This is a genomic window from Nocardia sp. XZ_19_385 (genome assembly GCF_015355755.1).
Taxonomy (GTDB): domain Bacteria; phylum Actinomycetota; class Actinomycetes; order Mycobacteriales; family Mycobacteriaceae; genus Nocardia.
Map to the genome: position 1 here is coordinate 203,905 of NZ_JACVEE010000004.1, position 23,308 is coordinate 227,212.

Sequence of the window (23,308 nt, forward strand, 5' to 3'; positions counted from 1 at the left end):
GAATCCGCTGTCGCGGCGAAGCAAGCCAAGCGGCCCGTGCTGCTGGTGGTCGCCGACTCGTTGTCCTACTTCGGCCCGAAAGGCGGCCTGCCCGCCGACGACCCCCGGATCTGGCCGAACCTGGTTGCCGCCGAACTCGATTGGGATGTCGAGCTGGTCGGCCGCATCGGCTGGACCTGCCGTGACGCCTACTGGGCGCTGATCGGCGACCCGCGGATCTGGGCGGCGGTCCCGAACGCGGGTGCCGTGGTGTTCGCCGTCGGCGGCATGGACAGTCTGCCCTCGCCGCTGCCGACCGCGCTGCGCGAGCAGATCCGCTACGTCCGCCCGCCCGGCCTGCGCCGGGTCGTCCGAGCCACCTACAACTGGCTGCAGCCGAAACTCGCGAAACTCGGCCGCCCCGTGGCACTTCCGCCGCGGGTCAGCGTCGACTACCTGGAGCAGTCCAGGGAAGCCCTGGCACAACTGCGTCCGGACCTGCCGTTCGTCGGTGTGCTCCCGTCGGTGCACAACTGCGCCGCCTACGGGCGTGTGCACCGCGGCCGGCCGCGTGCGGTCAAAGCCTTGCAGGCCTGGTCGGCGCGCACCTCGGTGCCGCTGGTCGATCTCGGGGAAGCGGTGCGCGAGAACATCTTCTCGGGCGAGGCGAACCCGGACGGCATCCATTGGGGCTGGGCCGGGCACACCGCGGTGGCCAATGCGATGGTGAAAACTTTGCAGGAGGTTCGGTAGTCCGTGGCCGTCGTGGTCGTCACCGATTCGTCCGCAAGCCTGCCTGCCGCACTCACCGCCGAGCTGGACATCGCCGTCGTACCGCTGCATGTCCTCGTCGGTGACCGGGCGGTGCGGGAAGGCATCGATCCCATCGACATCGACTACAGCGCAGACACGGTCACCACCTCCGCACCCTCACCGGGGGAGATGCGCGAGGCGTACGAGGCGGCGCTGGCGCGCAGCGGCGGCGACGGTGTTGTGGCCGTGCATATTTCGCGGCAGCTGTCCGGAACCTGGGAGGCCGGTCGGCAAGCTGTGCGCGATATGGATGCCGGTGATCGGATTCATCTGGTGGATTCGCTCGGCGCGGGCCTGGCGACCGGGTTGCCCGTGCTCGCGGCCGCGCGACGGGCACGCGACGGTGCGGCACTGGATGTCGTCTACGACACCGCGGTTGCCGCTTCCAGCCGCGCCCGGACGTTTATTCTCGTGAATCGCACCGAACAGCTGCGCCGTGGTGGCCGGTTGAGCAGTGCGGCAGCGTTTTTCGGTAGCGAGCTCGTCACCAAGCCGCTGCTGCAGATCGTCGGTGGCAAACTCGAGCTCCGGGAGAAGGTCCGCACCCGCTCCAAGGCCTACGCGAAACTCGTTGCGGCGGCGGTGGACGCGGCGGGCGACGACGGCGTGGCGGTCGCGGTGCAGCACCTCGCAGCTCCCGAGGCCGCGGAAACCCTTGCCGCGCAATTGCGGGACACCGTGCCCGGCATCCGGGAACTCATCATCAACGAGTTCGGGCCGGCGCTCGGCGTGCACCTCGGCGCGGGTGCGGTCGGCGTGCTCGTGGTGCCCGGCGGCTGCGGCTGACAACCGCTTTCGCGTTCCCTGCGGCTCGGACATCGATTAGCTTCGAGGTATGGCGGGGATCAAGGTCGCGGCAATACAGGCAACCAGCGAGAACGGCGCCGTAGCGCGCAATCTCGAGAATGCGGGGCGGCTGGTCCGGCTGGCGGTGGAGCGCGGCGCCGAACTCGTGGTGTGCCCGGAATTCCTCGCGGCGGGCTACACCTACGACGAAATCATCTGGGAGAGCGCCGAGCCGCGCGGCGGCGCGACCGAAACATGGTTGGCGGCACTGGCATCCGAGCACGACATCTACGTCGGCGCGGGCTACCTCGAAGCCGACGGCGACCAGTTCTACAACACCTTCACGCTGTTCGGGCCCGGCGGAGAACTCATGGGCCGGGTGCGCAAGGGGTCGCTGCCGTTCTGTGAGGGCTGGTATTTCGCGCCGTCGAGCGACCCGAAGGTCATCGAGACTCCGCTGGGACGGATCGGCGTCGGCATCTGCAACGACAACCAGACCGCCGAGTTCTACCGGCACATGATCGACGAATCCCCCGACCTGCTGTTGATGCCGCATTCCGCGCCGACACCGCGAGTTCCTGTGGTGGCCGGGTGGTTCCGGGAAATGGTCAATTCCGTAGCCGAGTTCTACGCGCGGGAATTCGGCATCCCGGTCGTGTTCTCGAACAAGGTGGCCACGCGCACGAACTGGACGCCGTTGTCCTTCGTTCCGCTGCTGCGGTTGCCGATGCGGTGCGAGGGATTCTCCTCGGTCCACGCCGCCGGCGGCGAGCGGCTCGCGTACGCCGAAGATCGCGAAACCGCAGTGGTCGGCACGATCGAAATCGACCCCACCCGGAAGCGGAGGCCTACCGCGCAACCGGACGGATACCTGGTGCGCACACCAGACCTTCTTACGGCGGCGGGCGGTCGCGTCTTCGAGGTCTTCACCCGCCTCGGCGACCACGCCTACACCACCAACACCCGCCGCGCTCCGGCCGCCCACGCCGCCGCCAACCGCTGACCCGCCGAGGGGCACATCGTTGCGGCAATGGGCGAGTAGGCCCTCCAGGGTGTGCCGCTCGGCGAATGAACGCGGCCGACGTGAGGGTTGCTGGCGTTGGAATTGGGCGGCGGCCTTTAGGATTCGCGGGTGACCGGATACGACCACTTCGACGACCTCGACACTTCGACGCTGCCGCCACGCCAGCACCAGATCCTCGCCACCATCCGGGATTGGGTGCAGCGGCACGGGTATGCGCCGAACACCCGCGAGATCGGCGACGCGGTCGGGCTGCGGTCGGCGTCCTCGGTGTCCAAGCACCTGAAGAGCTTGGAAGACCGGGGTTTTCTGCGTCGCAGCGCGACTATGTCGCGTCCGATCGATGTCCGGATGTTCTTGCAGGCGGCCCCGTCGCGGTCCGAATCCGAGGACTCGGTGTCGGTGCCGGTCCTCGGCGACATCGCCGCGGGCACCCCGATCCTCGCCGAGGAACACGCCGACGACACCCTGACCTTGCCCCGCGATCTGGTCGGCCGCGGCACCGTCTTCGGCCTGCGCGTTCGCGGTGATTCCATGATCGACGCCGCTATCTGCGACGGCGACATCGTGGTGATTCGCCAACAGCACGAAGCGCATTCGGGCCAAATCGTCGCCGCCATGATCGACGGCGAAGCCACCGTCAAGGTCTACCGCCGCCGCAACGGCCACGTCTACCTGGAGCCCCGCAACCCCGCCTACGACGTCATCGACGGCGACAAGGCAGTGGTGCTCGGAAAAGTCGTTTCGGTGATGCGGCGCGTCTGACGACACGCGCCTCGACCTGGGCATTCGGTTCCGCGAATCCCGTTGCGCAGCCCGCACATCGGGGTAGTTGTCCACAGCTCCACAGTTATCCCCAGCCTTCCTGAAACCCCAGGTCGGCCCCGCCTCAGCCAACCGTTCCCTGCGTACCGTCGCGCCCATGCCCCGACACGACGAACGCGAACGAATCCGGCGCCGCCTGGGAGCGCTGACCGCCCGAGTCGACGCCAGCCGAACCGCCGGCCTCCCGATCACCACCGGCCGAACCTCCACCCAGCCCACGGACAACCACAAACTGCCATGGACACTCCGGACAACCGGGGGCGCCTCCTGCGGCAAACGCTACGTCCGCCCAGCCGCGCCACCGGTCACCAGCACGAAACCCGCGGGGCCCGTCCGCAATTCGTCCTGGACCCCGCGAATCGTCAGCGAGTCGCCTGCAGACAGTCAGGGCGAAGCCCAGCGAGGCCGCGAAGCCGCGTTTCCCACGGCAGCACCGGGAGCACGTGGCCGCGAAAGCTCCGCGCAGCGCCGCGCCATCGACGACTCACCCGGCGAGCACGGCGCGGCGACGCACCGCGCGCCGACCGCAGGCAGTCAGCACGGGGGGCAGCGGGGCGGTCGCGAAGCCGCGTTTCCTGCGGCAGCACCGCGACCACACGGTCGCGAAGGTTCTTCGTGGCGTCTTGCCATCGACGACTCACCCGGCGGACACGACGCGGCGGCGTTCCGCGAGCCGACCATCGGCAGCGAACATAAGGGGCAGCGCGACCGCCACGTAGCGGCGTTCCCTACGGCAGCGCCGGGAGCACGCGGCCGCGAAAGTTTCTCGCGGAGCCGCGACATCGCTGACTCACCCGGCGGAGACGATGCGGCGCGCCTCGATGAGATGGGCGACGACCCAGGCCTCTGGGACCTCGATGAGCTGCCCGCCGACCCCGAACCCCCAGCACCCGCCGAGCACATCGGCGAGGTCATCGCACCGGGTTGGTTGCGCGAGCCGAAACCGCGCCCAGGCCGCTGGGATCACCTGGTACCGGCCCGCTTCCACGGCGCCCGCCTGGACCCAGGCCGCCGTGGGGTCCTGACCCTCACCGCCATCGGCCTCCTCACAATCATCATCACCGCGATAGTCGTGCTCCGCGAACGCCCAGTCGCCCACCCGGTCCCGCCCCTGGCCGCACTCCGCACCACAACCCCCGCACACCCCTCAGGCGTCGCCATGTCACCAGACGCGGCCCGATCGAACACCGCTGCCCCCGCCCCGTCCGCCCCCACCGAACTCGTTGTAAGCGTCGTCGGCCAAGTCCACACCCCTGGCCTGGTCCGCCTCCCCGCCGGATCCCGCGTAGCCGACGCCCTGGCCGCCGCCGGCACCCCGACACCCACCGCCGACCTGACCGGCCTCAACCTCGCCCAACGCCTCCTCGACGGCGACCAAGTCCTGGTAGGCGCCACCCCCGGCCTCACCCCGGGAACTCCCCAACTGGGCAGCGGAACAATCAGCGCCGGCGGCGCCACCTCGCACACCCCTCCCGCCGCCCCAACCCCGGCCACCCGCCTCAACCTCAACACCGCCACCGAATCCGACCTCGACGCCCTCCCCGGCGTAGGTCCCATCACCGCCCGCGCCATCCTCACCTGGCGCACCACCAACGGCCCCTTCACCGACATCACCCAACTCGGCGAAGTAGACGGCATCGGCCCAGCCCGCCTCACCCGCCTCCGCGACCTGGTCCGAATATGAGCCAAGCGCACGAAAGCCGCGACCGGGCTCAATCCCGAGGTGAGCAAGAGAGTTCAGGATCGTGCACTGGTTCCGGGGTAGCTGGTTTGCTATCGAACGATATTCGGCAGGCTTCGGCGACTTTGGTGTCGGCCGCACGGTTGCTTTCCACGGCGGTGCATCGCTCAAGTCGCCACAACTGTCGCTTTGACGGCTGGTTTGCCAGTCGAGACGTGTGTGCGGGTCTAGATCGGCCGACGGTGCGTGATCGCGTTTCCGTTCGGGTCGCGGGCATCGAGGCTGACGACTCGGCGACTGCGCTGTTGGATGCGCGGCCAGTGTCCGCGGCACTGTGTTGCTGGGGCACAACGATTGTCGCTTCGACGGCTGGCGGCGTGCGTGCGGGCGGTGGCCGGATGACGTGCGCGATGTTGTGGCTGAGCGGGAGCTGGATGTCGTGGCCGAGGGGTCCACGACTGCGGAGCTGGATGCGCGGCCGCTCGCGGCGCGGTGTCGCTGGGCGCAGCGACTGCGGCTATTGCCACTGGCTGGTCGGCTGGGCCGTGCAGGCGGTGGCCGGATGACGGTGCGCGGTGGTGCGGCCTATCGGGACCGGGAGGACGCGGCCGAGGGTTGGCGGGTGCGGTGTCGGTTGCGCGGTTGCTGTCTGCGGCGCTGTGTTTCCGGGGACTGTATAGGGCGAGGTCGTTGTCGGCCTGGCGCAACGACTGTCGGTTTGACGGCGGGCTGGTCGGCTGGGGAGTGCGGGCGGGTGGTGGCCGGATGACGGTGCGCGATGGTGTGGCTGAGCGGGAGTTGGATGGTGAGGCTGAGGGGTCGGCGGCTGCGGTGTTGGATGCGCGGTTGTTGCCTGCGGCGCTGTGTTGCTGGGGCGCAACGATTGTCGCGTTGACGGCTGGGTGGGTGGTGGGGTTGGTGGTGGCTGGGGGGCTGGTGGTGGTGGCTATCGGGTTGTGGGGGTTGTTGTTGTGGGCGGTGGCGCATCGTCGGGAGCGGTGGCGGGCGGTTGCGGTGGTGGCGTTGGCGGCGGTTTTGCTGGGGGCGGGGTTTGCGGTTGCGGGGGCGTGGCGGGAGGAGCGGGTGGCGGGGCATTCGTTGCGGGCTGCGATTGGGGCGTCGGTGTTGGTGGTTGTTACGCCGAGTGATGATCCGAAACCGTTGCGTGCGAGTGGGTTCGGTGGGGAGCGGCGGTGGCTGGTGCGGGCGCGGTTGGTGGAGTTTCAGCGGGCGGGGGTGACGGTGCGGGGCGGGGGATCTGTGGTGATTTTGGCGCCCGGGCACGAGTGGGGGCGGGTGCTACCCGGGCAGCCGGTGCAGGTGCGTGCGCGGGTGGAGTCGCCGCGACATCGGGATCTCACCGTGGTGTCGCTGCGGGCGCTGGGTCCACCGAAAACGGTTGGCCCGCTGCCGTGGTGGCAGCGGGCAGCCGCTTCGGTGCGGGGCGATTTCGCGGCTGCCGCGGGGGAGGCATTGCCGGTCGACGCGGCTGGGCTGGTGCCAGCGCTTGTGCTCGGAGACACCTCGCGATTGCCGGATCCGGTGCGGGAGGACTTCGAAATCGCGGGGCTGCAACACCTTTGCGTGGTCAGTGGTGCGAATTTTTCGATCCTGATGGCGGTTGTGCTGTTCCTGGTGCGGATGCTGACATTGGGGCCGCGGGTCGCGGCGACGGTCGCGGCGGGTGCGCTGGCCATGTTCGTCGTCGTTGCCCGGCCGGATCCGAGTGTGCTGCGGGCCGCGGCTATGGGGGCGGTCACGCTGTTGGCCTTGGTTACCGGTCGGCGAAAGCAAGCGCTGCCCGCGCTCTGTGCGGCTGTCATCGGGCTGCTGGCGCTGTGGCCCGAGTTGGCGGTGCGGGCCGGTTTCGCGTTGTCGGTGCTGGCCACCGCCGGTTTGATCTTGCTGGCGCCCAGCTGGGCCGATTGGTTGCAAGCGCGGGGGTGGTGGCGGCTCCCGGCCGAGGTTGTCGCGGTGTCAGCGGGTGCGTTCGTGGTCACCGTGCCGATCATGGTTGCGCTGACCGGGCGGGTCAGCGTGTTGGCGGTGCTCGCGAATGTGCTTGTCGCGCCGGTGATCGCGCCGATCACCGTGCTCGGGGCGGCGGCCGCGGTGCTGTCGTGTATCTGGGCGCCGCCCGCGGAACTGTTGTTGCGTTGTGCCGCGCCACCGGTGTGGTGGCTGCTTTCGGTGGCCGAACGGGCGGCGAGCCTTCCCGGGGCGACGGTCGCGGTACCGGGTGGAGTCGTCGGCGGTGTTGTCGCCGCGGTACTGGTCGCAATCGCGGTGTGGGCGTTGCGCTCTGCCATGCTGCGCCGGATCACGGTGGTGGTACTGATCGGAACGGCCACGGTCCTCATACCGGTCCGGATCTGGCACCCCGGCTGGCCGCCGGAAGACTGGGTGTTCGCTGCCTGCGACGTCGGCCAAGGAGACGGGCTGGCACTATCCCTCGGCAACCGCAGCGCGGTCGTCATCGATGCGGGCCCCGACCCACGTCCGATCCGAGCGTGCCTGGATCGGCTGCGTATCAACAGAATTGAACTGCTGGTGCTGACGCATCCCCACGCCGACCACATCGGCGGACTGACCGGCGCACTGCACGGACGCACGGTGGCCGCAATTGCCGTCGCCCCGCATGAGTTGTCCGATTCGCGTCGCCACTCAGCCGAATTCGACTGCGGTGGTGCAGAAGGAGGGCAGCGGGCAGGCGGCAGTGATCCAAGCCCGGATCGTGGGGTGGAACCGATGCGGCGTTGCAGCGCCGGAACGCCGGATAGTTGGGCCCACGGTGAGAAACCGTGGGCCCACGGTGAGAAACCGACCCAGGGAGCCGGAACCTCCGATCCGAGCCAGGATCGAACGAATCTGTCAGCGGGCGGGGTGAACTCACATCAGCGCGGACCGGTCACCACCCCAGCGGCGGTAGCCGAGATATCCCGACGAGCAGGGATCCCGACGGTCGATCTCGTTGCCGGGCAGGTGATGCGCTTCGGCGCCATCGAATTGGAGGTTCTCGCCCCAGCCGCATCGACTCGCCCACCGGAACTCGACCAAGACGAGGCCAACGACCGCTCGGTGGTGCTCGCCGCGACCACTCCGGTCGGCCGCATCCTACTCACCGGCGATATCGAAGCGCCGGCCCAGCACCGCCTCGTCACCTCAGGTGCGTCTCTGCGCGCCGACATCCTCAAGGTCCCGCATCACGGATCCCGCACCACCACAATGGAATTCCTCACCGCTGTGCATCCCAGACTCGCCATCGTCAGCGCCGGTGCGCGCAACACCTTCGGCCACCCGCACCCAGCGATCCTGTCCGAGCTATCGGCATTGGGTACCACCATCGCCCGCACCGATCAGCACGGCGACATCGTCGTCGCGGGCGCGGGCAACCAGCTCCGGATGATCACCACCCGTCGCTCGAAATCCAGCGGATAGACCCACCCGAATCGACCTATGATCGTGAGAGGAGTTCGCTATTAATGAGGAGCGTGCCCATGGCGAGGATGCAGAGAACCAAATTTCATGCTCCCGTTGGATTCCTGAAGGAGGCCAAGCAGGAGCTGGGTTACGCCACCCAGCAAGAAATGCTGCTGGAACTGGTGCGGCAGGACTTGACGGACGTACGCCAGAACCCACAGGACCAGCCGGAGCCGGACTCGCGGCGCTGGGGCACTCCGCCCCCGATCCAATATCCGGATTGGTACTACCTGCCCGGAGATTGGAAAGAGACCGCGGTGTCGGCTCCGGAGGGGTTTCTCGAGGAGGCCCGGCGCGAACTCGGCTATCCGGACGAGGAGCAGATGCTCCTGGATCTGACGAGGGACGCCCTGCTGCAGCACAGACAACGAGAATCCATGCTGCGGATCATGGAGAATCCCAATCTGAAGTTGTTGCTGGATCCAGACTTTCGCGCACGAGCGCGCGGCTGACAGCGCCTGGTACACGCCAGGAGCGGCGGCGAAGGTTCCTGCTGGACTGCAGCGCCTGGTCGCGAATGAACACGGGGCAGCTGGACAAACGGGAAGTTCTCAGCCGGTACCTGAACTCGAAGTCGGCGGTCGTGTTCACCACCGTCCATCTGCTCGAGTTGTTGTTCACCGCACCTAGCCCGAGGCAGTGGGACCAGGACTACGCCGAGTTCGCGCGGCATCCAGTTCTGCATCACACCGGCCTGACCCATCTGTTCGCTATCGACATCCAGCATCGGCTCTGGCACAGCGGCAAGACCCGGGCAGCCGGATGCGTAGATGTGGTCATTGCCGCCATAGCGGTCCAGCACCACGTCACCGTCGTCCACTACGACACCGACTTCGAGCACATCAAGACGGTCGTCCCGGAATTCGACCACGAGTGGGTAGCTCCGAAGGGCACATTGTGAGACGTGAACGGAGTGTCGGTGCGGGACCGTAGGATCTCCGTCGTGAGCCAGCGCAGCGAGCGATCGAGCAAAACACTCCGGCCCGTCAGGCGGTCCGCCGGTGAGTGAGCGCCCCGCGTCCCTCCAGTTGGTCCTCGGCGACGAGGAGTTGCTCATCGAGCGCGCCATCGCCGAGATCACCCGCCAAGTGCGCGCCGTCGCACCGGATCCCGATGCGATCCCGGTGGATCGGTTGCGCGCCGGCGATGCGAGCACCGCGGAACTGGCCGAACTGCTGAGTCCTTCGCTGTTCTCCGAGGATCGGATAATCGTCCTGGAGTCCGCCGCCGAGGCGGGCAAGGACGCGGTCGCGGTGATCACCGAGGCGGCCACCGACCCGCCGGAGGGTGTGGTCCTGGTGGTGCTGCACTCCGGCGGCGGCCGCGCCAAGGCCCTCGCGCCCGCGCTGCAGAAGGCGGGCGCCGTGGTGCATCACTGCGCCAAGTTGTCCAAGGGCGCCGAACGGGTCGAGTTCGTGCGCGCCGAGTTCCGTGCGGCCGGTGTCCGGGTGTCCGGCGAGGTCGTGCAGGTGATGATCGAGGCCGTCGGCTCGGAGCTGCGGGAATTGGCCGCCGCCTGTTCGCAGCTGGCCGCCGACACCGGCGGCAAGATCGATGTCGCCGCCGTGCGCCGCTACTACTCCGGCAAGGCCGAGATCTCCGGTTTCGACGTCGCCGAACTCGCGGTGGCAGGCGACCGCCCGGCCGCGATGGAAGCGCTGCGCTGGGCCAACGACCGCGGCGTCCCGCATGTCCTGCTGGCCGACGCGCTCGCCGACTCGGTGCACACCATCGCGCGGGTGGGTTCGGCGGGCCGCGGCGACCCGTTCAAGCTGGCGCAGTCGCTGGGTATGCCGCCGTGGAAGGTGAAGAAGGCTCAAGCACAGGCCCGCAATTGGACGCCCGCCACCATCGGTTCCGCCCTGCAGGTCGTCGCCACCCTCAACGCCGACGTCAAGGGCGGCGCCGCGGATTCGAGCTACGCCTTGGAGCACGCGCTCACCCGCATCCTGGATCTGTACGCCGCAGGCTGACCTGCGGAAACCTCCGCAGGAGACCACCATCACGTGGGCAACTGTCCAGCTATCGGGCAATGTGGATGGTGGCTATGGACGAATACAGACCTGGATCCGAATTCGATTACTCCGAGCGTGCCGGCAAACGGCACGCTCGGCGCCGTTCTACCCGCGAAGCCCGCCGCCCGCACGGCGCGCACCGGAGCTCGCAGCCCCGCCGCCGCGGCCGCATCGCGATGAGAGCGCTGGCGGGCGTCCTGTCGGCGGTCGTGCTCGCGGGCACCGCCGTCGGCTGGGCCACCGAGAGCAGCTTCGACAACGGCTTCGGCCGCACCGACGCCATCGGCGACGGCCCCCGCTCCCTCGGCGGCGACCTGAACATCCTGCTGATCGGCTTGGACACCCGCAAGGATCTGGACGGCAACGACCTCCCGAAGCAGATACTGGACAAGCTGCACGCCGGCGACGGTCAAGAGGGCGGCTACAACGCCAACACCCTGATCCTGGTGCACATCCCCGCCGACATGAAGAAGATCACCGCGGTGTCCATTCCCCGCGACGACTACGTCAAGGTGTCAGGCATCCCCGGCTACCCCATGGTCAAGATCAAGGAAGCCTACGGCCTGAAAAAGGCCGCGGTGCAGGATCAACTGGTGGCTCAGGGCATGACCGACCAGAAGGCCCTGGAGTTCGCGGGCCGCGAAGCGGGCCGAGCCTCCGTTGTCAGTGCCGTGCGCGACCTGACCGGCGTCCCGATCGACCGGTTCGCCGAGGTGAGCCTGGCCGGTTTCTACGATCTGTCGCACGCGCTCGGCGGCGTCGAGGTCTGCTTGAAGAACCCGGTGCAGGATCTCGAATTCTCCGGCGCCAACTTCCCGGCGGGCCGTCAGCGCCTGAATCCGGAGCAGTCGCTGGCCTTCGTCCGCCAGCGGCACGGCCTGGAGAACGGCGACCTCGACCGCACCCATCGTCAGCAGGCCTTCCTGACCTCGGTCGCCCTGGACCTGCGCAAGTCCGGCACCTTCACCGATGTCGGCAAGCTGTCGGCCCTGATGGATGCCGCGCACCGCGACGTGGTGCTCTCCCAGGGCTGGAACGTCACCGACTTCCTGCGCACCCTCGGCACCGCCGGCAGCCCGGCCGTCGAATTCCGGACCCTCCCGATCCTGCGCTACGACGAGGTGAACGGCCAGGAAGTGAACATCGTCGACCCGGCCGCGATCCGTCGCGAGGTCGCCGCCGCGTTCAGCAATACCGCCGCGGCCCCGCAGACCGCCCCGACCGGCACCGTCGACATCGCCAACTCGGGCGCTGCCGACGGCATGGCGGGAACCCTGGCCACGGCCTTGAGCGCCCACGGCTACACGAAGGGGACTGTCGGCAACGGCACCACCCTGACCGCGACGTCCACCATCTATTACGCCCCGGGCGGCGAAGCCGACGCCCAGCGTCTGGCTGCGACCCTCGGCCTACCGATCGCGGAGTCCGCCTCGCTCGCAGACGGTCATCTGAAGGTGGTTCTGGGCAGCGATTTCACCCTGCCCGCCGACCTGACGTCCACCCCGGATACACCGGACCCGACCGCTGCGGCCGGAACTCCGGATGTCGGCAAACCGGTAGACACCACGATCGCCGGCGACTCCATCCCCTGCGTGAACTAGCTTCCCCCGTGGCCGCGCCGCTCCCCGGCGGCGGATTCGGCCGGGCGGGTTCAGGCCCGCCCGGCAAGTCCGACCAGGGGAGTTATTCGCCGGCGGCAGCTGCGAAGGCCGGCTCTTCCTCGTCCTCATCGGACTCCTCGTAGCGGCCGTCCCATTCCTCATAGGCCGGGACGTCCTCTTCTCTGGTGACGATCCACTCCAGCGATTGGGCGCCGTCCTCGTCCGGAACCAGCACGTTCTCGATCTTGATCCCGATCCCTAGCACCTCGGCCGCCCGAATCACATCCGGCAGATCCTCGGCCCTGACCACAGTCTGATTCGCGTACACGGTAACCATGCGCGGAATCGTAACCGCCCCCACCGACAACCTGGCAACTACCGGGTGAACTGAACCGATCCAGGAGCGGGCACGACAAAAGCCGCCGTGGTCATCAAAGCCACGGCGGCTGCGTCAACTGCATGGGTGGTAGCGGAATCCGCTACCGGAAATCAGATCTTGTTCAGCGCCAGCGCGAGGGCAGACTTCTTGTTGGCAGCCTGGTTGGCGTGGATGACACCCTTCGAGGCGGCCTTGTCCAGCTTCTTGCTGGCAGCCTGCAGACGCACGGCGGCAGCGTCCTTGTCGCCGGAGGCGGCAGCCTCGCGGAAGCTGCGGATCGCGGTGCGCAGCGCGGACTTGACCGACTGGTTGCGCTTGCGAGCGGCTTCGTTGGTACGGATCCGCTTCATCTGGGACTTGATGTTGGCCACGCCTGTTTCCTCGTGTTCCTTCGCTGGGGGTCTGTACAGAGTCTTTAGAACAAGTCGTACGCGTGCGACACACCCGGAGTTTTCCGGTAACGCAACGCCGAAGATCAAGGGTACCAGCCACCCCGCAGGGCACGAAATCGGTGCTCGACCTCCCCGGAATTGTCCCTTATGAGCGGTATCTTCAGCGCAGACGTCCCGCGTCTCGGCGCGGCCGTAGGCGTGATTTTCCAGCGGTATCTCGTCCCCAGTGACTATGAACGGCGGAAGGTGGCAGATGTCTGACGCGGAGCGGGAAGTTGTAGTCGAAGAGGTCGTCGAATCCAGAGCGGTACCAGCCGGGAATATCCCCCCGGGCGCTTATCCCCAGGTCCCGGAGGGCCTCCCGGTGCCGGTGGGCAAGAAGTTCGCGGCCGAGGCGCTCGGGACGTTCATCCTGGTGATGGGCGGCGTCGGCACCGCGGTGCTGGCGGGGGAGCGGGTCGGCGCGCTGGGGGTGGCGCTCGCCTTCGGTCTCACGCTGATGTTCCTGGTCTACGCGATCGGTCCGATCTCGGGCTGCCACGTCAATCCGGCGGTGACGCTGGGGCAGCTGCTGATGGGCCGGATCTCCACCGGCAACGCGATCGGGTATTGGATCTCCCAGGTGATCGGCGGTCTGCTATCCGGTCTGGTGCTCTTCGCGCTCGCGAAGAACCTGCCCTCCTACGACCGCGCCGTGAACGGCCTCGGGGCCAACGGCTGGGGCGCGCACAGCCCGTCGGCCGAAACCGGCCCGCTCGGGCAGGTCGTCATCCAGAACGGCTACGGCATGGCGTCGATGATCATCATCGAGGTGATGCTGACCGCGCTGCTGGTCTTCGTGGTGCTGGCCTCCACCGACCAGATCTCCGACGCACCGCTGGCCGGCCTGTCCATCGGCGTCACCCTGGCCGTCATCCACCTGATCTCGATCCCGGTGGACAACACCTCGGTCAACCCGGCCCGCAGCCTCGCGGTCGCTTGGTACCAAGACGGGGCCCCCGGTCAGGTCTGGGCGTTCATCATATTTCCGCTGATCGGCGGCGTGCTCGGTGCGCTGGTGTACGCGATGATCTTCGGCCGCGGCACCCGCGAGACCCTGGCCGCCTGATACACGAAGCGATCGACCCCGGTCCGGTGCTGCACCGGACCGGGGTCGATTCGTGTCAGCTCCAGTGATATTCGATGACGAGCCGGTGCGCGACCAGATCGAAACTCTTGCGCGGCACGATCGCGCCTTCGCGGCGGATACCGGCCTCCGGCACATCCAGCACCCGGTCCAACCGGACCCAGCTGGGCCGACCCTCGTGATCCCAGCTGCCGCTGCCGATGCCGACCCAATTGTGGTCGTCGTCGCGTTCGGGATTCGACGACAGCATCAGTCCGAGCAGGGTCTCGCGATCCCGCCCGACGACGAGCACCGGCCGGTCCTTGCCGTTGTTCGGGTCCTCCTCGTAGGGGACCCAGGTCCACACGATCTCACCGGGATCGGCCCGGCCGTCCAGGTGCGGGCAGTAGACGACCTGCCGGGCGCGCTGCGCGGTCGGCACGGGCGGCGCCGCGGCCGGCCGGACCGTGACGGCGGGGGCGTTGCGCCCTCTCTTCTTGCCGATCTTCGGGCCCTGCGCTTTGGCGATGATGCCGAGCTGCTTGCCGATCGTGTTCCAAGTTCGGGCCATTCTTGGATGGTAACGGCGGCCCGCGATCTTCTCATCCGCGCCGAATGCCTTGCGCGGGCGCGAGATTGCCGACCGTACTGACCAGCGGCGGCGTCCTACGGCGCACCAGTGGCATTCGGTGCCGCGTGCTCATGGGACGATAGGGGCTAGTTTGCCGATACCCATGAGGAGTGGAGTGCCCGCCAGCTTCGCCGACACAACGTTCACCGATCCCGCCCGGATCCGGAACTTCTGCATCATCGCCCATATCGACCATGGCAAGTCGACGCTGGCGGATCGGATGCTGCAGCTCACCGGTGTGGTCGAGGAGCGGGCGATGCGCGCCCAGTACCTGGACCGGATGGATATCGAGCGCGAGCGCGGCATCACCATCAAGGCGCAGAACGTGCGGCTTCCATGGAAGGTCGGCGACACCGAATACGTGCTGCACCTCATCGATACCCCCGGCCACGTGGACTTCACCTATGAGGTCTCGCGTGCGCTGGAGGCCTGTGAAGGCGCGATCCTGCTGGTCGACGCCGCGCAGGGTATCGAGGCGCAGACCCTCGCCAATCTCTATCTGGCGATGGACAAGGAACTGACGATCATTCCGGTCCTGAACAAGATCGACCTGCCGGCCGCCGACCCGGACCGCTACGCCGCCGAGATCGCCCACATCGTGGGTTGTGAGCCCGAGGACGTGCTGCGGGTCTCCGGAAAGACCGGCGTCGGCGTGGCCGCTCTGCTCGACGAAGCGGTCCGGCTGGTTCCGCCGCCGGTCGGCGCGGATGACGCGCCCCCGCGCGCCATGATCTTCGACTCGGTCTACGACACCTACCGCGGGGTCGTCACCTACGTGCGTGTGGTGGACGGCAAGCTGACGCCGCGCCAGAAGATCAAGATGATGTCGACCGGCGCGACCCACGAACTGCTCGAGATCGGCATCGTCTCGCCCGAACCCAAGGCCACGCAGGGTCTGGGCGTCGGCGAGGTCGGCTACATCATCACCGGGGTGAAGGACGTCCGTCAGTCCAAGGTCGGTGACACCATCACCAGTGCCCGCGACGGCGCTACCCAAGCGCTCACGGGCTACCGCGAACCACGGCCGATGGTCTACTCGGGTCTCTACCCGGTGGACGGCTCGGATTACCCGAATCTGCGTGACGCACTGGACAAGCTGCAGCTCAACGACGCCGCGCTGACCTACGTCCCGGAGACCTCGGTGGCGCTCGGTTTCGGATTCCGCTGTGGCTTCCTGGGTCTGCTGCACATGGAGATCACCCGCGAGCGCCTGGAACGCGAGTTCGGCCTGGACTTGATCTCCACCGCGCCCAACGTGATCTACCGCGTGGAGATGGAAGACGGCAGCGAACACGTCGTCACCAATCCCTCGTACTGGCCGGAAGGCAAGGTGCGCCAGGCTTTCGAGCCGATCACCAAGTGCACCGTCATCGCGCCGAGCGAGTTCATCGGCACCATCATGGAGCTGTGCCAGTCCCGCCGCGGCGAGCTGCTCGGCATGGACTACCTGTCCGAGACCCGCGTCGAGATGCGCTACATGCTCCCGATGGCGGAGATCATCTTCGACTTCTTCGACTCGCTGAAGTCGCGGACCCGCGGCTACGCCAGTCTCGATTACGAAGAGTCCGGCGAGCAGGCTTCGGCACTGGTGAAGGTGGACATCCTGCTGCAGGGTGAGGCCGTGGACGCGTTCAGTGCCATCGTGCACAAGGACGCCGCACAGCCTTACGGCAACAAGATGACCACCAAGCTGCGCGAGCTCATCCCGCGCCAGCAGTTCGAGGTGCCGATCCAGGCCGCCATCGGCTCGAAGATCATTGCCCGCGAGAACATCCGCGCCATCCGCAAGGACGTGCTCGCCAAGTGCTACGGCGGTGACATCAGCCGTAAGCGCAAGCTGCTGGAGAAGCAGAAGGAAGGCAAGAAGCGGATGAAGACCATCGGCCGGGTCGAGGTGCCGCAGGAAGCTTTCGTGGCCGCGCTGTCCTCCGACGCCGCTTCGGACAAGCCGAAGAAGTAGCCCCCGGGGGATGGCAGGTTGGCGGAGCCGGCCGGGGTGGGTAGGTGCAGCGCCCCTGAACAAGGGGCTTGTCGGTCGGTTTTCCGGATGGCAGGGTTATGGTGCTCGTCACGGTCACGAACTCGATCTTCTTGGAGGATGTGACAGTTGGGTTCTGCGCAAATATCCTCGAGGTGATCTTCACTCGGTCGGGGCCCGGTGTGGTGAGGATGCTGGAACCTAGATGTGGAGCCTTGCATGACGCGTGACCTGCCCTTCGACGGCACTGAGGACACCGAGGTGGATGCGGCCGGGAGCGACACGGCCTATCGTGTGGCGACCGGTGTCGCGCGGGTGGCGCGGGCCGGTGCGTATGTCACCGGCGGCGCGCTGATCGCCTCCAACGGCGGCGGTACGCCCGCGCGTCCCGGGGATGCCCGCCTGGACAGCTTGAATACCGGCTGGGCGCACGGCGGCGATGCCGATCCCGACTCGGATGTGCCGAGCCCGACCGTCACCTTCCCGGACCCCGGTCCGAATTGGGTGCCACCGGCGCCGCTGCATTCCCAGCAGACTCCGCCACCGCCGCCCGCGCCGCTGGAACACGCGCCGGCGGTCCCGGACTGGATGGAGCCGGACAGCCGCGCCTCCTGGAACCCCTCTGACGACCAGGGCCCGAGCTGGTACGGCCCCGAAACACCGGACGACTCTTCGACTCCCAGCTGGATGGACACCAGCACACCGTCCCGCCAGAACGAGTCCGGCTCGATGGATTGGCTGGACAACCCGGGCAACGGACTGCCCGGCCACAGCCCGTTCTCGCTGCCCGGTACGCAGGCGTTCAGCGGCTCGAACCCGTTCCTGCCCAAGTTTCCGACCTCGGGTGCGGCTGAGGACGTCGCTGTCGAGACGCCCGGCGGTTCGGCGGGCGACCGCTTCGACCCGGAGCTCGCCGATCAATTCGATCCGGCCGCGCTGCTCGGCTCGGGCGCCTGGGACAGCCCGTTCGACAGCGGCAGCGTGTTCGACGGTGTCGGCAACGGTTCCGAGTTCGGCGTCTTCTTCGGTGTCGACGCGAGCGCGGAACTGCACACCGAGTTCACCGTCGACTTCGGGATCAACGAGCAGGACGGGCTGTACCTGTTCACGCAGGCGAAGGTGGAGGCGGCCGCCCAGCTGTCGGTGAAGACGGCCGCGGGCACCAATGTCGGCGATCAGCTCGATCAGCTCTCCGACTGGATCGACAGCAAGCCGTCCGCGGGCACGGGCTCGGCGCGGACCACCAACGACCAAGCGGGATCGGCGAATTCGGGGATCGGCACCGGAACGGGCAACACGCACAGCTCGGCTGCCGCTCCGGCCGCCGCACAGCCCGCGGCCCCGGCCCTGGCTGCCCCCGCACCGGCTCCTGTCGCGCCCGCACCGGTCGCGCCAGCCGCACCGGCGCCCGTCGCACCGGCCGCCGCGCCCGCGCCGGTGGCGCACGCTCCTGTCGCTCCGGTCGCGGTCGCGCCCGCTGTCGCGGCGCCCGTGATGGTCCAGCCGGTGGCGGCGACCCCGCTGCAGACCACGATCCAGCCCGAGGCCGCGAGCACCCCGATCGCGAACGTGCTCACCGGACCGATCGGCGCCTCACCGCTGACCGCGCCCGCCGCGGTCGCACCCGCCTTGTTCGATCCACCAAAGCCGGCTCCGGCAACGAAGATCGACCCGCGCAACACCGATATCGGGCACACCGGCACCAGCCCGATCACCAATGTGCCGACCACCGTGACCAACTCGGTCCCGGTGCCCTCGACCGGCGCCACCATCGACCCGACCACCGTGCGGACACCCGACCTGGGTGGCATCACGAAGACCCCGGGCGCCACGGTGACAGTGCCGACCATCGACATAGACGGCACCCCCACCCGGATCCCCGGCGCGACGGTGACCCCGACCGCGCCGGCCACCAAGCCCGCTCCGACCATCGATCCGGACGGGACGAGGCCGAGCGTGCCGACCACGCAGCAGCCGACCCAGCCCAAGCCGGTCGACCCGACCCACACCCGGCCGACCGTCGACGTGCCCAGCACGGTGGATATCCCGACCGTCTCGGTGCCCACGCAGCAGCCGACGATGACGCACAGCATGACCGTGCCGACCGTCGACATCGATCCGCCGTCGGTGCACGTCCCGACGCAGGCCCCGATCAAGCCGCCGCTGACGGCGAATCCGAAGCCGATCAGCGACAACGTCGATTACCAGGCCGCCCAGTACACCTCGCACAACGATCACCTGTTCGCCTCGGGGCTCTCGGGTGGTCTGCTGCCGCACCAGGATTCGATGCTGTCCCATCATGATGGGACAGACATCACGTTGGTGTAGCTGTTCGAACGGGTATCAAGGGGTTCTACCTCGCGCACGCGACTGATGAAGCAAGAGTAAGGAGCAGGGTTGTCTGCCGCAGCAGGGCTGAAGGCCGCGACGGTGAAACATCCGGACGCGATGGCCCCGCTCATCCGGATTCTGGACGAACTGCGCGAGATGGCCCGGGCCGCGGGCCGCGACGATCTCGGGGGCCGTTTGGGCATGGTGCGCGCGCGGGTCACCGACCCGCGCGTGCGCATGGTGGTCGCGGGTGAGCCGAAACACGGGGTGAGCACCCTGGTCAACAGCCTGGTCGGGGCGCCGGTGAGCGCCACCGACACGGCGTTGAGCGTGCCGGTGATCGTGGAGTACGGCCCGCAGGCCACCGCGAACCTGGTGAAGTCGAACGGCAACGGCCGCGTGGAACGCCAGGCGGTGGACCCGCTGAATCCGGGCCCCGCACTGGCCGCCCAGGGCGTGGTCCGGGCGGAGTTCACCGAGCCGAGTCCGCTGCTCGCCGATGGCATCGTGGTGATGGATGCCCCGGGCACGGCGGGCGACGAGCACACCAAGTGGTCGATGATCGCCGCCGCCGACACCGTTTTGTACGTGGTGGACGCGAGCCGGGAACTGACGCCCGCGCAGCTGGAGCATCTGCAACGGATCCATCAGCTGTGCCCGACGGTGATCTGCGTGCTCAACAAGATCGACCGTTTCCCGCAGTGGTCGCATGTGCAGCAGCGCAATCGCGATCTGCTCGACGCGGCCGGTCTCGGGTTCGCGGTGGCGCCGGTGTCGGCACTGCTGCACCTCGAGGCCGAGACCTCGGGTAACTACCAGCGCGACATCGAATCCGGGATGCCGCAGCTCATCGATCATCTGCGTGACTATGTGGTCTCGCGTGCCGACGCCGTGGCGATCGAAGCGGCGGTGCGCGATATCCGGCTGGTCACCGATCATCTGGCGGTCACGGTGCGCTCCGAAGCCGAGGCACTGCGCGATCCACGCCGCCGCGCGGAGATCACCGAGCAGCTGCTGGCCGCCCGCAATCTGGCCGACGAGTTGCGCCAGCGCACCGCCAACTGGCAGGTCACGCTGGTCGACGGCAGTACCGAGCTGATGGCCGATATCGAACACGATCTGCGGCACCGGCTGCGCAGCCTGGTGCGCGACGCCGAAGCCGAGATCGCGCAGACCGATCCGGCCCGGGGCTGGAAGGATTTCGGCACCGAACTCGACGCGCGCATCTGTGAGGCCGTGGAAGAGAACTTCGTGATGGCGCATTACCGGTCGATGGAGTTGTGTGAGCAGGTGGCCGCGAAGTTCCCGGCCGATCACCGCACGCCGCCGCTGCCGGATCTGCGCTTGGAGAACCCGGGCGAGGTACTGGAACCGGTCGCGCCGCTGGACACCTTGGAAAGCGCGAAAGTCAGTGTCACGCAGCCACTTCTGTCCGGCCTGCTGCGCGCCTACGGCGGCATCCTGATGGTCGGCCTGGCCACCAGCCTGCTCGGAATGGGGCTGGTGAACGTGTACTCGGCCAGCGCGGGTGTGCTGCTCGGCGTGAACGCGCTGTGGGACGACCGCAAGAGCCGCAAGCAACGCCGCCGCGCCGAAGCCAAGGTCGCTGTCGCCCGGCTGATGGACGACGTGATCTTCCAGGTGAGCAAGGAATCGCGAAACCGCTTGCGCGCCATGCAACGTGCGTTGCGCGATCACTTCACCGACATCGCCGCCGACACCGCGCGCACCGCCGACACGTCGCTGCGTGCGGCCGAGGAGGCCTACGGCAAGTACGGTGACCGCCGCGAGGAGCGCATCGCCGAACTCGACGGACGGATGAGCACGCTCCGCGCTGTCCGCGAACGCGCCGAAGCCCTCGTCGCGGCCGCCTAGCTCACCCGGGGTTGTTCGCAGGCGTATTGGCCGGCTGGAAGTTCACCGCGCTGTGCGTCTGCTCCGCCCGGATGACGTGGGTGACGGCGTTGATCAGCGCCAGATGCGTGAACGCCTGGGGGAAGTTCCCCAGGTGCCGCCCGCTGCGCGAATCGATCTCCTCCGCGTACAGCCGCAACGGGCTGGCATACCCGAGCAGTCGCTCGCACAGTTGCTTGGCCCTGGGCAACTCGCCGATTTCCACCAGCGCCGACACCAGCCAGAACGAGCAGATGGTGAAAGTGCCTTCGGCACCGGACAATCCGTCGTCGGTGGTCTCGGTGCGGTAGCGCAGCACCAGCCCGTTCTCGGTGAGCCGGTCGGCGATGGCGAGCACGGTGGCGCGCACCCGGTGATCGTCGGGCGGCAGGAAACGCAGCAGCACCACCAGAAGTAGTGAGGCGTCCAAGGTTTCGCCGCCGTAGGTCTGGGTGAAGACCCCCTCGCTGGTCACGCCGTGTTCGAGGATGTCGGCCTTGATCTCCTCGGCGATGGCGTACCACTCGGCGGCATGCCGCAGTTGGCCGTGCATTTCGGCCAGTTTCGCACCGCGGTCCAGCGCCACCCAGCACATCACCTTCGAGGAGGTGAAATGCTGTGGCTCGCCGCGTACTTCCCAGATTCCCCGATCGGGCTTCTGCCAGTTCGCGATGGCCGCGTGTACCTGACGTTCCAGCAGCGGCCACAGCGTTTCCGGTACCTGCTGGCGCGATTTCACGTGCAGGTACACCGAATCCAGCATGGTGCCCCAGATGTCGTGCTGGTCCTGGTTGTAGGCGCCGTTTCCGATCCGAACCGGAGTGGCTCCGTTATAGCCGTGCAGGTTGTCGAGGGTGGTCTCGGTGATGACGCGCTCGCCCCCGATCCCGTAAAGAACCTGCAGCGGAACGGGTTTGCCGTCGTCGTCGGTGGTGGCGTCGTTGAGGAAGGCGAAGAAGTCGTCGGCCTCCCGGTCCAGCCCGAGGGTGTAGAGGCCCCACAGCGCGAAGCTGGAGTCGCGCACCCAGCTGTAGCGGTAGTCCCAGTTGCGTTGTCCGCCCGGGGTTTCCGGGAGCGAAGTAGTGGCGGCGGCCATCAGTGCGCCGGTCGGAGCGTAGGTCAAGCCCTTCAAGGTGAGGGCGCTGCGCTGTAAGTAGTTGCGCCACGGGTGATCCGGGAATGTGCCGAGGGTGATCCACTGGCGCCAGGACTCCGTGGTCGCCCACATCTTCTTCGCGGCTTCGTCGAAGCTGCGCGGGGCCGGCAGGTCCGACCACGTCAACGCCACGAAAACCTCGTCGCCCTCCTTCATCCGGGTGCGCGCGCGAGCCTCGCGGCCCTGCAGCCCCAACCGTAAATCGGTGGTCAGCACCAGCGTCGGTCCCGCGCTCGGATCGTCGCTGCGGACAGCGGTGGCCTCCTCGTACACCTTGCCGGTGTACTCCCAGCGGGCGGTGGCGCGGTGATAGTCGAAAGCCGGTTCGCAGCTCATCTCCAGATTGACCGTGCCGCTCACGCATCGCACGGTGCGCAGCAGCATGTGCTCGGCATCCCAGTCCATCGGCGTCCGGCGGTGCGTGCGGCTGCGCTGATCGTTGTTGTGCCACGGGCCCAGCACCAGCGCGTCCCGCACGATCAGCCAGCCGGTCTGGGTCTGCCAGGTGGTTTCCAGGATCATGCCGCCGGGCAGGTAGCGCCGCGCGGCAGGCTCGTTGACCCCGTACGGCCCGATTCGGAAATGGCCCGCGCTGCGATCCAGCATGGCGCCGAAAATGCTCGGAGAATCGGGGCGGGGCACACACATCCACTCGACCGCGCCGTTGGCGGCGATCAGGCAGGTGCTCTCGCAATCGGAGAGGAAGGCGTAGTCGTCGATGGGCGGATAGTTGCCACGGTGGCTCAGCTGGGTCATTGCTGTGGGGACCGGTAGATCCGCGGGTTCGTGCTCTCCGGATGACGCCATATCTCATCTTGGGGCCGCTGCCGCCGTGACGTCCACTACCTATGGCGAATTCGACTACCACCCCCGAGTCCGCGCTGTTCGCCTGCTCTCAGGATCAGCTACTAGGCTGACTGCGTGCAGAGCATCGCAGGATGGTGGGACAGCTTCGAGCTGTGGGTCGCGGGATTGCCGTTCATCCCACAGTTCCTCGTCGTGCTGGTCGGCATGGTCCCGATCAGTTTCGCCATCGCCTACCTGCTGGACCGCGCCGTGCGCCTGGCGATGGCGCTACTCGGCCGCAACCGCGCCGCCGCCGCGACCCAGGCCGCCGAGGCCGCCGAACTCGCCTTCGCCGCCGATTTCGTCGGCCCGGATCTGCGGGTCCCCGCGGATCTGGCAGCGCTCGAGCACGCGCAGAGCGGGGTCCGCTGATGCCACGTTCCCGTGTACAGCTCG

Annotated in this window: 19 protein-coding genes; 15 read left to right on the forward strand and 4 right to left on the reverse strand. The window is 67.9% G+C overall.

Going from position 1 to position 23,308, the window contains the following annotated elements; all coding sequences use genetic code 11:
• Positions 1 to 36: 36 nt before the first annotated feature.
• From octT to IBX22_RS29890, 10 genes are all read left to right on the forward strand, one after another.
• The gene (octT, locus tag IBX22_RS38390) at positions 37 to 732 is read left to right on the forward strand and encodes a diglucosylglycerate octanoyltransferase (protein ID WP_194819510.1); all 696 of its coding nucleotides are present in this window, start codon (positions 37 to 39) and stop codon (positions 730 to 732) included.
• 3 nt (positions 733 to 735) lie between these two features.
• Entirely contained in the window at positions 736 to 1,578 is an 843-nt protein-coding gene (locus IBX22_RS29850) for a DegV family protein (RefSeq protein ID WP_194819094.1), read from the forward strand.
• A gap of 49 nt (positions 1,579 to 1,627) precedes the next feature.
• Positions 1,628 to 2,581 carry a carbon-nitrogen hydrolase family protein gene (locus tag IBX22_RS29855; protein WP_194819095.1) on the forward strand — a complete coding sequence of 318 codons (954 nt, stop codon included), beginning with the start codon at positions 1,628 to 1,630 and terminating at the stop codon, positions 2,579 to 2,581.
• Between the two features lie 129 nt (positions 2,582 to 2,710).
• Positions 2,711 to 3,364, forward strand: a complete 654-nt coding sequence (gene lexA, locus IBX22_RS29860; RefSeq protein WP_194819096.1) for a transcriptional repressor LexA — start codon at positions 2,711 to 2,713, stop codon at positions 3,362 to 3,364.
• Positions 3,365 to 3,521: 157 nt separating this feature from the next.
• Positions 3,522 to 5,108, forward strand: coding sequence for a ComEA family DNA-binding protein (locus IBX22_RS37670; protein ID WP_228539755.1), 1,587 nt, complete (start codon positions 3,522 to 3,524; stop codon positions 5,106 to 5,108).
• Positions 5,109 to 6,368: 1,260 nt separating this feature from the next.
• Positions 6,369 to 8,543, forward strand: coding sequence for a ComEC/Rec2 family competence protein (locus IBX22_RS29870; protein ID WP_194819097.1), 2,175 nt, complete (start codon positions 6,369 to 6,371; stop codon positions 8,541 to 8,543).
• 59 nt (positions 8,544 to 8,602) lie between these two features.
• Entirely contained in the window at positions 8,603 to 9,037 is a 435-nt protein-coding gene (locus IBX22_RS29875) for a hypothetical protein (protein WP_194819098.1), read from the forward strand.
• Between the two features lie 41 nt (positions 9,038 to 9,078).
• A complete protein-coding gene (locus tag IBX22_RS29880; protein WP_339402198.1) occupies positions 9,079 to 9,486 on the forward strand; it encodes a PIN domain-containing protein in 408 nt (135 codons plus the stop codon).
• Between the two features lie 100 nt (positions 9,487 to 9,586).
• Positions 9,587 to 10,558 (forward strand): DNA polymerase III subunit delta, encoded by a 972-nt coding sequence (holA, locus tag IBX22_RS29885; protein ID WP_194819100.1) that lies wholly within the window; start codon positions 9,587 to 9,589, stop codon positions 10,556 to 10,558.
• Positions 10,559 to 10,632: 74 nt separating this feature from the next.
• Positions 10,633 to 12,201 (forward strand): LCP family protein, encoded by a 1,569-nt coding sequence (locus IBX22_RS29890; RefSeq protein WP_194819101.1) that lies wholly within the window; start codon positions 10,633 to 10,635, stop codon positions 12,199 to 12,201.
• 82 nt (positions 12,202 to 12,283) lie between these two features.
• Here the strand turns inward: IBX22_RS29890 and IBX22_RS29895 are convergent, their stop codons facing one another.
• Complete coding sequence (locus IBX22_RS29895) at positions 12,284 to 12,538, reverse strand: hypothetical protein (RefSeq protein WP_194819102.1); 255 nt, start codon at positions 12,536 to 12,538, stop codon at positions 12,284 to 12,286.
• 152 nt (positions 12,539 to 12,690) lie between these two features.
• The gene (rpsT, locus tag IBX22_RS29900) at positions 12,691 to 12,951 is read right to left on the reverse strand and encodes a 30S ribosomal protein S20 (RefSeq protein WP_194819103.1); all 261 of its coding nucleotides are present in this window, start codon (positions 12,949 to 12,951) and stop codon (positions 12,691 to 12,693) included.
• Between the two features lie 274 nt (positions 12,952 to 13,225).
• Here rpsT and IBX22_RS29905 point away from each other — a divergent pair, with 274 nt between their 5' ends.
• The gene (locus IBX22_RS29905; protein ID WP_194819104.1) at positions 13,226 to 14,080 is read left to right on the forward strand and encodes an aquaporin; all 855 of its coding nucleotides are present in this window, start codon (positions 13,226 to 13,228) and stop codon (positions 14,078 to 14,080) included.
• 55 nt (positions 14,081 to 14,135) lie between these two features.
• Here the strand turns inward: IBX22_RS29905 and IBX22_RS29910 are convergent, their stop codons facing one another.
• Positions 14,136 to 14,648, reverse strand: coding sequence for a type II toxin-antitoxin system PemK/MazF family toxin (locus IBX22_RS29910; RefSeq protein ID WP_194819105.1), 513 nt, complete (start codon positions 14,646 to 14,648; stop codon positions 14,136 to 14,138).
• Between the two features lie 163 nt (positions 14,649 to 14,811).
• Between IBX22_RS29910 and lepA the strand changes: the two genes are divergently transcribed.
• The 3 genes from lepA (at position 14,812) to IBX22_RS29925 (ending at position 20,892) form a co-directional block, all read left to right on the forward strand.
• Positions 14,812 to 16,668, forward strand: coding sequence for a translation elongation factor 4 (gene lepA, locus IBX22_RS29915; protein WP_194819106.1), 1,857 nt, complete (start codon positions 14,812 to 14,814; stop codon positions 16,666 to 16,668).
• Between the two features lie 237 nt (positions 16,669 to 16,905).
• Positions 16,906 to 19,014, forward strand: a complete 2,109-nt coding sequence (locus IBX22_RS29920) for a hypothetical protein (RefSeq protein ID WP_194819107.1) — start codon at positions 16,906 to 16,908, stop codon at positions 19,012 to 19,014.
• A gap of 69 nt (positions 19,015 to 19,083) precedes the next feature.
• Positions 19,084 to 20,892, forward strand: coding sequence for a GTP-binding protein (locus tag IBX22_RS29925; RefSeq protein WP_194819108.1), 1,809 nt, complete (start codon positions 19,084 to 19,086; stop codon positions 20,890 to 20,892).
• Position 20,893: 1 nt separating this feature from the next.
• Here IBX22_RS29925 and IBX22_RS29930 read toward each other — a convergent pair whose 3' ends face one another.
• Entirely contained in the window at positions 20,894 to 22,822 is a 1,929-nt protein-coding gene (locus IBX22_RS29930; protein WP_228539855.1) for a glycoside hydrolase family 15 protein, read from the reverse strand.
• Positions 22,823 to 22,987: 165 nt separating this feature from the next.
• On the opposite strand from IBX22_RS29930, the gene IBX22_RS29935 reads away from it, so the two are divergent.
• Positions 22,988 to 23,284 carry a hypothetical protein gene (locus IBX22_RS29935; RefSeq protein ID WP_194819110.1) on the forward strand — a complete coding sequence of 99 codons (297 nt, stop codon included), beginning with the start codon at positions 22,988 to 22,990 and terminating at the stop codon, positions 23,282 to 23,284.
• Positions 23,285 to 23,308: the final 24 nt, after the last annotated feature.